The 10032-nt window shown below is 64.5% G+C and carries 10 protein-coding genes; all 10 read left to right on the forward strand.

The features are described 5' to 3' along the window. Positions 1-15 precede the first annotated feature (15 nt). The 10 genes from AC6LJY_RS21525 (at position 16) to AC6LJY_RS21570 (ending at position 10016) form a co-directional block, all read left to right on the forward strand. Positions 16-786 (forward strand): TatD family hydrolase, encoded by a 771-nt coding sequence (locus AC6LJY_RS21525; protein WP_046806814.1) that lies wholly within the window; start codon positions 16-18, stop codon positions 784-786. Between the two features lie 187 nt (positions 787-973). Further along, positions 974-1930, forward strand: a complete 957-nt coding sequence (locus tag AC6LJY_RS21530) for an ankyrin repeat domain-containing protein (protein ID WP_104145652.1) — start codon at positions 974-976, stop codon at positions 1928-1930. Between the two features lie 204 nt (positions 1931-2134). Continuing rightward, positions 2135-2875 carry an IclR family transcriptional regulator gene (locus AC6LJY_RS21535; protein WP_046806816.1) on the forward strand — a complete coding sequence of 247 codons (741 nt, stop codon included), beginning with the start codon at positions 2135-2137 and terminating at the stop codon, positions 2873-2875. Positions 2876-3066: 191 nt separating this feature from the next. Then, on the forward strand, positions 3067-3810 hold the full coding sequence (locus AC6LJY_RS21540; RefSeq protein ID WP_046806817.1) for a transporter substrate-binding domain-containing protein: 744 nt from the start codon (positions 3067-3069) through the stop codon (positions 3808-3810). Beyond that, the gene (locus tag AC6LJY_RS21545) at positions 3807-4475 is read left to right on the forward strand and encodes an amino acid ABC transporter permease (protein ID WP_046806818.1); all 669 of its coding nucleotides are present in this window, start codon (positions 3807-3809) and stop codon (positions 4473-4475) included. The genes AC6LJY_RS21540 and AC6LJY_RS21545 overlap by 4 nt, the downstream gene beginning before the upstream one ends. Beyond that, the gene (locus AC6LJY_RS21550) at positions 4472-5254 is read left to right on the forward strand and encodes an amino acid ABC transporter ATP-binding protein (protein ID WP_485857462.1); all 783 of its coding nucleotides are present in this window, start codon (positions 4472-4474) and stop codon (positions 5252-5254) included. Before AC6LJY_RS21545 ends, AC6LJY_RS21550 begins: the two co-directional genes overlap by 4 nt. Next, entirely contained in the window at positions 5251-6198 is a 948-nt protein-coding gene (gene hutG / locus AC6LJY_RS21555; RefSeq protein WP_104145654.1) for a formimidoylglutamase, read from the forward strand. The genes AC6LJY_RS21550 and hutG overlap by 4 nt, the downstream gene beginning before the upstream one ends. Positions 6199-6469: 271 nt before the next feature. After that, positions 6470-7759 (forward strand): Glu/Leu/Phe/Val family dehydrogenase, encoded by a 1290-nt coding sequence (locus AC6LJY_RS21560; RefSeq protein WP_104145655.1) that lies wholly within the window; start codon positions 6470-6472, stop codon positions 7757-7759. 324 nt (positions 7760-8083) lie between these two features. Next, a complete protein-coding gene (locus tag AC6LJY_RS21565) occupies positions 8084-8563 on the forward strand; it encodes a thioesterase family protein (protein WP_104145656.1) in 480 nt (159 codons plus the stop codon). Positions 8564-8906: 343 nt separating this feature from the next. Beyond that, complete coding sequence (locus AC6LJY_RS21570) at positions 8907-10016, forward strand: porin (RefSeq protein ID WP_046806857.1); 1110 nt, start codon at positions 8907-8909, stop codon at positions 10014-10016. The last annotated feature ends 16 nt before the right edge of the window (positions 10017-10032 follow it).

A 10032-nucleotide genomic window follows, 5' to 3' on the forward strand; every position in this document is an offset into this window, starting at 1 on the left:
TTATGTAGTCACATCATGTACGTCGATTCGCACTGTCATTTGAATTTTCCTGAACTGGCCGCCGATCTGCCAGCCATTCTTGAGCGCATGGCCGCCAACCAGGTCAGCCACGCGCTGGTCGTCAGCGTCAACATGCCCGAATGGCCCGGCCTGATGTCGCTGGTGGAGCCCCAGCCCAACCTGTGGGCCTCGGTGGGCGTGCACCCCGATTACGAAGACACGCCCGATCCGTCGCCCGAAGAGCTGGCGCGCTTGTCGCAACACCCCAAGGTGGTGGCCATTGGCGAAACCGGGCTGGATTACTACCGTTTGTCCGAACCGCTGGATTGGCAGCGCGAACGCTTTCGCCGGCATATCCGCGCCGCGCGCGACACCGGCTTGCCGCTGATCGTGCACACGCGTTCATCCGCCGAAGACACGGTGCGCATGCTCAAGGAAGAAAAGGCAGCCGAGGTGGGCGGCGTGATGCACTGTTTCACCGAAACCTGGGAAGTGGCCCAGGCCGCGCTGGACCAGAATTTCTACATTTCGTTGTCGGGCATCGTCACGTTCAAAAACGCGCAGATCGTGCACGAAGTGGCCAGCAAGGTGCCGCTGGACCGCCTGCTGATCGAAACCGATTCCCCGTACCTGGCGCCGGTGCCGTATCGCGGCAAGCTGAATGACCCGTCCAAGGTGATCCACGTGGCCGAAAAGATTGCGGACTTGCGAGGCATCCCGGTGGCCGACGTGGCGCGGGCGTCCACGGAGAACTTCTTCAAGCTGTTCGGCAAGATCAAGAAGTAAGAAGTAAGCAGTAAGCAGTAAGCAGTAAGCAGTAAGCAGTAAGCAGTAAGCGGTGCGCAAAGGCATACCGTTCAAAGACATACCGTTCAAAGACATACGGTTTGAATGCACACCATCGGCCAGGCCAGAAACCCGGCCTTCAGGCCGCCGCCCACCTAACCCTCGTTCCTTTCCATCCAGGATAGCCATGACCGCCCGCACACCGACTTTCCGCCCAGTCCTGTCGCAATGCCGAGGCGCGCTGTTGGCGCTGGCCATCGCCTTCGGTGCCTGCGCGGCCCCCGTGGCCCACGCCGCCAACCCGGGCGATTGGTGGGTGTACGTGGCCAACGATTACCCGGACGACGTCAAGGACCTGCTGGCACAGGGGGCCGACCCCAATGTGCGCTACCAAAACGGGCAACCCGCCCTGATGCGCGCGGTAGTCGACGGCGCCTGGAAGGTGTTTGACGTGATTGCGGCCGACAAGCGCACGGACGTCAACGCCGAGAATCCGGCCGGCGAAACGCCGCTGATGTACCTGGCCATTGCCGGCCAGACCGAACGCGCCAAAAAGCTGATCGCCCGGGGCGCCCAGGTCAATCGGCTGGGCTGGACGCCGCTGCACTACGCCGCGTCCAAGGGGCAGATGGAAATGGCGCGCATGCTGCTGGGCAAGAAAGCCATGGTGAACGCGCCAGCGCCGGGCGGTGAAACGCCCCTGATGATGGCGGCGTTGGGCGGCAATCGAGAAATGGTCGATCTGCTGATCAAGGCGGGGGCGGACGTCACCACGCGCGACCTGAAGAGCCAAAGCGCTGCTGACTGGGCGCGCAACGGCAAGTCGGCGGCGGTGGCGACGTACCTGACCACGAAGGTGGCCCAGGCGGACGAGGCCAAGCGCGCGCGCCGCGCGGCCAGCCCCGCGCCGGTAGAGGCCGATGCCGCGACGGGTGCGGATGCCGCCGCGCAGGGCAGCGCGCAAGGTGCCGCGCAGCCGGCTGTGGAAACGTCTGGCGCGTCGATGGGCGTAGCGCCGGGCGCCGCGCCGGCGGCCGGGGCTCCGGCACCCGCTGGCAGTGCCTCGGCCCCGGCCGCCGCACCTAGCGTGGGCGGGGTATCCGGCGTCAAGCTGAACAACTACGACACCCCTGCCGCACCGTAAACAGGCAGGACGCAGGGCGCCCAGCCATCGCAATGCGCTGTTGCCCCTTCCCCCCTGATAGGGACACATCAAAAGACCGCATTGCGGTCTTTTTTTCGTACTTATCTGGGGTTTTCCCTGCTTATTCTCATCCTTCGGGAAAAAATCAAAGAAGAACCACCATGAATTGATAATCTCGGCTCCTTATTGGCGGGAGCAGAGTGGATGTCGGAACCATCGGTAGGGGCGGGCGCGGATCGTGTCCTGTACGTGTTGGCCACGCTGGCCCGGCACGATGGCCCGTTGACGATCGCCGCGCTGGCGGAAAAAACCGGGCTGGCCCAAAGCACGCTGTATCGCCAGGTTGCCTTGCTCAAGCGCTGGGGCTTTGTGGCCGAGCACGAGGGCGAATACGGCCCGGGGCCGCTCTGCGTTCAACTGGCGTGGGGCTTTGACCAGTCGTCCTTTTTGATACACGAAGCGCAGCCCGACATGGCGACGCTGGCTGCCGCATCCGGCGAGACCATCGGTTTGCTGGTCGCCGTGAAGGATCAGGCCGTGTGCCTGGACATGATCGAAAGCCAGCACCCGCTGCGCTGTTCGTTCACCAAGGGACGCGGCCTGCCATTGGCGCGCGGCGCATCCGCCAAGTCATTGTTGGCCTTCATGCCGCTGGGCCGTCTGCAAGCCGCCTTGGCCTATCTGGCCGACGAAGCCGGGGTGGACCCGTCCCGCCTGGAAGACGAGCTGGAACGGATACGCGGGCAGGGCTATGCCGTCACCGATAGCGAAGTGGATGCCGGCGTGTGGGGCGTAAGCGTCCCGATATTCCAGCGGCCCAATCAGGCCGTGGCCTCCATCACCTTGATGGCGCCGTCCACGCGCGCGGCGCAACGGCCCGACGCGCTGATCGCCATGACCGTGGCTGCGGCGCGCCGCATTTCCGACCGCCTGAAGGTCCACTGAAGAGCCTCTGACCGGGCGCTGCCGCCCGATCCCAATCGAATATGTCGTTGCACTGTCGCCCCAGCCGTTTCGTTTAGCCGTCCCCTTGGCCGCCTGCTCCGCCGCATCCGCGGGCCGGCCCTTTTAGCCGCCTGTTCCGCCGCATCCCTCTAGCCGTACTCACCGCCGTACCCATTCGCATAGGACTCACCATGACCACTCGCCGCACATTGTTGACCGCCGCCCTGACGCTGGGCCTTGCCTGGAGCGCCGGCGCGGCGCATGCCCAGGAAACCATCCGCGCCGTTACCGACGCCACGTTCCCGCCGATGGAGTTCGTCAAGGACGGCAAGCGCACCGGCTTTGACATCGAGCTGGTGGAAGCGCTGGCCGGCGCCATGGGCAAGAAGGTCGAATGGATCGACATCGATTTCAAGGGCCTGATCCCCGCCTTGCAAGCCGGCCGTGCCGACATCGCCGTGTCCGCCATCTACATCACGCCCGAGCGCAGCAAGGTGGTGGACTTCACCGACCCGTACTACGCCGGCGGCCTGGTCGTGCTGACCAAGACCGATAGCCCCATCAAGACGCTCAAGGACCTGGACGGCCGCAAGGTGTCGGTGCAGGTGGGCACGAAGTCGGTCAACTACCTGAAAGAACACCTGCCGGCCGTGCAGCGCGTGGAAGTCGAGAAGAACCAGGAAATGTTCAACCTGGTGCAGATCGGCCGCGCCGACGCCGCCGTGACGGGCAAGCCCGCCGCCAAGCTGTTCGCACAAAGCACCACCGGCCTGACCGTGCTGGACGACCAGGTGACGACCGAGGACTACGGCATCGCCGTGCCCAAGAGCAAGCCCGAGCTGACCCGTGATTTGAACGCCGCCCTGAAAAAGCTGAAGGCGGACGGCAGCTACCAGGCCATCGTGAACAAGTGGTTCGAGGCGCCCAAGAAATGAACCTGGAATTCGCCCCCGTCTTCGCCGACTTCGACAGCCTGATGCGGGGCGCGGTGGTTACCGTGGAGGTAACCGCCGGCGCCTTGCTGCTGGGCTGTGTCATGGGCCTGTTGGTCGGCGTCGGCCGGCTCAACCCCAAGCGCTATGTCATCTACAACCTGTGCAGCGTTTATCTGCTGTTCTTTCGCGGTACGCCGTTGCTGGTGCAGCTGTTTATCTGGTTCTTTGGCCTGCCGCAGTTTGGCGTGACCTTGCCCGCGTTCGCTTGCGGCGTGCTGGGCCTGGGCATGTATTCGGGCGCCTACGTGTCGGAAATCGTGCGCGGCGCCATTCAGTCGGTGGACCGTGGCCAGACTGAGGCCGCGCGTTCGCTGGGCATGTCGTCCGGCCAGGCCATGCGCATCATCATCTTGCCGCAGGCGGTCGTGCGCATGATTCCGCCGCTGGGCAACGAGTTCATCGCGCTGATCAAGAATTCGGCGCTGGTGTCGCTGCTGACCATTCACGACCTGATGCACGAAGGGCAGAAGATCATCAGCGTGTCGTATCGGTCGCTGGAGACCTATCTGGTGGTGGCCTTGATCTACCTGGTGCTGACCACCGCCGCCATGTTGATTTTGCGCAGGGTTGAAAAGCACCTGCGCGCCGGAGGGATGGTGCAATGAACCCGCTAGGCAATCCGCAGGAAATGATCCGCATCCGCGGCCTGGAAAAATCCTACGGCGATCATGCCGTGCTCAAGGGTATCGACTTTGACGTGCTGCCGTCGCAGGTAGTCGTGGTGATCGGCCCCAGCGGGTCGGGCAAAAGCACGCTGCTGCGTTGCTGCAACGGCCTGGAAGTGGCCGAGGCGGGCACCGTGGACATCTGCGGCCAGACCTTGCTGGACCACGGCACGCTGCTGCCCGAGGCCGCGCTGAACCAGCTGCGCATGCAGGTGGGCATGGTGTTCCAGAGCTTCAACCTGTTTCCGCACCTGTCCGTGCTGGATAACGTTACCGTGGGCCCGCGCACGCTGCGGGGCATGGGGCGCGACCAAGCCAACGCGCTGGCCGAAGACCTGCTGAAAAAGGTGGGACTGGTGCAGAAAATGGCGGCCATGCCGGCCAGCCTGTCGGGTGGGCAGAAGCAGCGCGTGGCCATTGCGCGCGCGCTGGCCATGCAGCCCAAGGTCATGTTGTTCGACGAGCCGACCTCGGCGCTGGACCCCGAACTGGTGGGCGAAGTGCTGCAGGTGATGAAGCTGCTGGCGCGTGAAGGCATGACCATGATGGTCGTCACGCACGAAATGGGTTTCGCGCGCGATGTGGCCGACGTGGTGGCGGTGATGGATGGCGGGGTGATCCTGGAATCCGGCCCGCCCGAAGTGATCTTTACTGAACCGCGCGAGGCTCGCACCCGTGAATTCTTGCAAGCGGTATTGAGCCAGGGGACGGCGGCATGAGCGCGGCACAGCTGGATCAGAATGTGTGGAAGGCGCGCGACGACAGCGCCGAACAGGGCGACACGCGCCGCTTGGCGCATATCGTTCAGGCCGAAGCCGGCCAGGCAAACAAGGGCGAACCCGTCCTGCTGGGGTTTGCTTGCGACGCGGGCGTGGCGCGTAACCAGGGGCGTGTCGGCGCGGCCGAAGGGCCGGCGGGCATCCGCAAGTTCCTGGCCGGCTTGCCGGCGCACGGGCTTGCCCGGCTGCTGGATGGCGGCGATGTGGTGTGCCAGGGCGATGCGCTGGAAGACGCGCAAGAACGCCTGGGCCTGCGCGTGGCGGAACTGCTGGGGCAGGGCGCCCGCCCGTTGGTGTTGGGCGGCGGGCATGAAATTGCCTGGGGCACTTTCCAGGGTTTGGCGCGTTGGCTGCAAGCCCGTGGCGACACCGAACCCGTGCTGGTCCTGAACCTGGATGCGCACTTCGACCTGCGTACCGGCCGCCCGGGAAGTTCCGGCACGCCCTTTGACCAGATCGCGCGCTACTGCGAAGCCGAGGGGCGGGCGCTGCAATATGCCTGCCTGGGCGTCTCGCGGCTGGCGAACACGCCGGCGTTGTACGCCCGCGCCGCCGAGGTGGGGGCCGTGTGGGTAGAAGACCGCGACATGCAGGAGCGCCATCTGGAGGCTCGGCTGGCCAACGTGGACGCGTTGCTCGCGCGCGCGCGCCACGTGTACCTGACCATCGACCTGGACGTGTTGCCGGCGGCGGTGATGCCCGGCGTGTCCGCGCCCGCGCCTTACGGGGTGCCGATGGCCGTTGTTGAGGAAATCGTGCTGCGCGTGAAGGCCAGCGGCAAGCTGCGGGTGGCCGACATGGCTGAGTACAGCCCGCGCTTTGACGTGGACGGCCATGGCGCGCGCGCGGCGGCGCGATTGGCCTGGCAGCTGATGGCGCCGTGAAGTGGTGCGCGGTGAAAGGGGGCAGTCCTGAACGGGGCTGCCCCTTTTTTCATCGCTGTTCCGGTAACGCCCGGCCGGCGCGGCTTGCGGTTGACCGAGGCTGGACGCGTGCGCGTTCGCGGCTTAGGATAGGTCAGTTTTCGAGCCGGGCTCGTGACCCGTACGGTATCCGCCACAACTATGCGTCCCTATTAAAAATATTTCGGTTTTAAATAGGGACGCTATAGTTTTCGTGGATAAAATGGCGCAACTTTGTCAGGAGATCATGCTCATGTCTCACACTCCCACCCATGCCTTGCCGTCTTATCTGAATGCCGATGACCTCGGCCCCTGGGGTAATTACCTGCAACAAGTCGACCGGGTCACCCCGTACCTCGGCACCTTGGGTCGGTGGGTCGAGACGCTGAAGCGTCCCAAGCGCGCCTTGATCGTCGATGTGCCGATCGAACTGGATAACGGCACCATCGCGCACTTTGAAGGCTATCGCGTGCAGCACAACGTGTCGCGCGGCCCGGGCAAGGGCGGTGTGCGTTTCCACCAAGACGTGACGCTCTCCGAAGTGATGGCATTGGCCGCATGGATGTCGGTCAAGAACGCCGCCGTGAACCTGCCTTATGGCGGCGCCAAGGGTGGCATCCGCGTTGACCCGCGCACGCTGTCGCAATCCGAACTGGAACGCATGACGCGCCGCTACACCAGCGAAATCGGCGTCATCATCGGGCCGTCCAAAGACATTCCCGCCCCCGACGTCGGCACCAACGCCCAGGCCATGGCCTGGATGATGGACACCTATTCCATGAACGAAGGCGCCACCGCCACGGGCGTGGTCACCGGCAAGCCGATCGCGCTGGGCGGCAGCCTGGGCCGTGTCGAAGCCACCGGCCGTGGTGTGTTCGTGGTGGCGTGCGAAGCCGCTCGCGACCTGAACATCGACGTGTCCAAGGCGCGCGTGGTCGTGCAAGGCTTTGGCAACGTGGGCGGCACCGCTGCCCGTCTGTTCCATGAAGCCGGCGCCAAGGTCATTGCCGCCCAGGACCACACCGGTACCGTGCACAACCCCGCCGGTCTGGATGTCCACAAGCTGCTGTCGCACGTGTCGCAACATGGCGGCGTGGGCGGCTTCTCGGGTGGTCAGGCGCTGGACAAGGACGAGTTCTGGACGCTGGAAACCGAATTCCTGATCCCGGCCGCATTGGAAAGCCAGATCACCGCCGACAACGCCGCCAAGGTGCGCGCCAAGGTCGTGGTGGAAGGCGCCAACGGCCCAACCACCCCGGAAGCGGACGACATCCTGTTCGAACACGGCGTGTATGTGGTGCCGGACGTGCTGGCCAACGCTGGCGGCGTGACGGTGTCGTACTTTGAATGGGTGCAGGATTTCTCCAGCTTCTTCTGGAGCGAAGAAGAGATCAACCAGCGCCTGGAACGCATCATGCGCGAAGCCTACAGCGCGGTGTCGCAGGTGGCCAAGGAACACAAGGTAACGCTGCGCACCGCCGCGTTCATCGTGGCTTGCACGCGCATCCTGCAAGCGCGTCAGGTGCGCGGCCTGTATCCGTGATGACTGAATCGGCGTGGCGTCATTGACGCGGCGCCGAGGAGGCCGAGGCAGACAAAAAGAGAAATCGCCCCGCAAGGGGCGATTTCCATTGGGGCATGGCCGGCGCAATGTGAATAGAATGTGCCGGAGCTGGAGCCCAAGCTCAAAGCCGAGCCCCAGCCCAGGCCTAGGTCCAGGCCAAGATCCAGGCCTAGGTCCACGCCATGATCCAGGCCTAGGTCCACGCCATGGCCCAGGCCTATACCCAAGCTGAGCCCCTACCCAGGCCGGTCGCAGCCGCCGGCGCCCATCGACACTTCCCCCTTTCGCCACCCGGAGACCTTCATGACTCAAGCCCTGCCGTCCACGACACTGACCGTGGACCCCGCCTGGATCGACGCGTATGGCCATTTGAACGCCGCGCACTATGTCGGCATCTTCGATCGTGTGGGCTTTGAGCTGCTGGGGCAGGTGGGCGTGGGGCTGGACTACACCGAGGCCACGCGCTGCGGCATCTACACCATGAACGTGCACGTGGCCTATCTGCGCGAAGTGCTGGCCGGTGACCCGCTGATGCTGCGCGTGCGCTTGCTGGAATCGGATAACAAGCGGGTGCTCTGCCTGATGGAACTGACCCAGACCCGCGACGGCTACCTGGCCGCCACCATGGAGCAGCTGTCCTTGCATGTGGACCTGAACACGCGTCGCGCCACGCCATTCCCGCCCGAGTTGGAACAACGCCTGGCCCGCGCCGTAAGCGAACACGCGGCCGAGCCACTGCCGCCCGGCTACCGCCGCCTGCTGCCGCTGAAGGGTCCGCGTTAAGGGACGAAGCGACGCTTGGGCCGACGCCCAAACCCAGGTCGAAACTGCGCCGAAACAACACTCCAACCAGCGCCGAACCACGCTCGGTGATGCCGTGATTGCATTGCCAGTGCGGCCTTCATAACATGCTCTGGTGACGTGCTCGTGGCCGCACCGGCATTCTTTCCGGTTGTGGAGCGCTGACCACAGTGGGGCTTTTTTTTCGCGAATCGGGGCCACTAGCCGTACCGCATCATTTTCTGACACATAGCGTCCCTAGAATTCGTTCCTGCCATGCGCCATGCGCCGCTTGCCCAGCAAGCCGGCACGCGGCCTGGGTATGTTCAATCAAAGGGAATATGTAATGAAAAAGACTCTGCTCGCAACCGCGCTCCTGGCCGCCGTCACCGGCGTGGCCCAAGCGGAAACCTCGGTAACGCTGTATGGCCTGATCGACACCGGTATCGGCTACCAGCGCATCAAGGGCGACGGTTATCACGAATCCAAGGTCGGCATGGTTAACGGCGTGTCGAGCGGCTCGCGTTGGGGCCTGCGTGGCGCCGAAGACCTGGGCGATGGCCTGTCTGCCGTGTTCACGCTGGAAAGCGGCTTCAATTCGGGCAACGGCCAATCCGGCCAAAGCGGTCGCCTGTTCGGCCGCCAAGCCACTGTCGGCCTGAAGGCCGATTCGTGGGGCCTGCTGGAATTCGGCCGCCAGACCAACATCGCATCCAAGTACCTGGCCTCGATCGACCCGTTCTCGGGCAGCTATGGCCAAGCCAACGTGGGCGTGGCCTTCAGCGCCGCCAACACCGTCCGCTACGACAACATGGTCCAGTATTCGACCCCGTCGTTCAGCGGCTTCCAGTTTGGCGTGGGCTACTCGTTCAACGCGTCCGACACGACCGCCGCGCAAACCGGCTTCAAGACTGCTGACAACACGCGCGCCATCACGACCGGCCTGCGTTACGTGAACGGCCCGCTGAACGTCGCCGCCACGTACGACCAACTGAACCCGGCCAACCAGCTGGGCACGGATGCCACGCCCAAGTCCTGGTCCATCGCCGCCGCCTACGACTTCGAAGTCGTCAAGCTGGCATTGGGCTTTGGCCAGACGCGCGACGGCTGGTTCACCGGCCAAAGCATCAACTCGTTCGGCAGCGGCAGCCCCACGGCCAGCAGCTTCGGCACCAACGTTGCCGTGTCCGGCTTCAAGGCCAATTCGTACCTGGTCGGCCTGACCGTGCCGTTGGGCGCCAGCAGCATCCTGGCGTCGTGGCAGCGTGCCGACCCGAACGGCAACCCGCTGACCGCCGGCAACGATTCGACGATGAACGTCTACAGCATCGGCTACACGTACAACCTGTCCAAGCGCACCAACCTGTACGCGCTGGGTTCGTACGCGACCGACTTCGCGTTTGTTGACGGCGTCAAGAGCACCGTCGGCATCGTGGGCGTGCGCCACCGCTTCTAAGCCATCGCGGCAGGCC

It is taken from the genome of Achromobacter sp. RT286_PF (genome assembly GCF_059760425.1).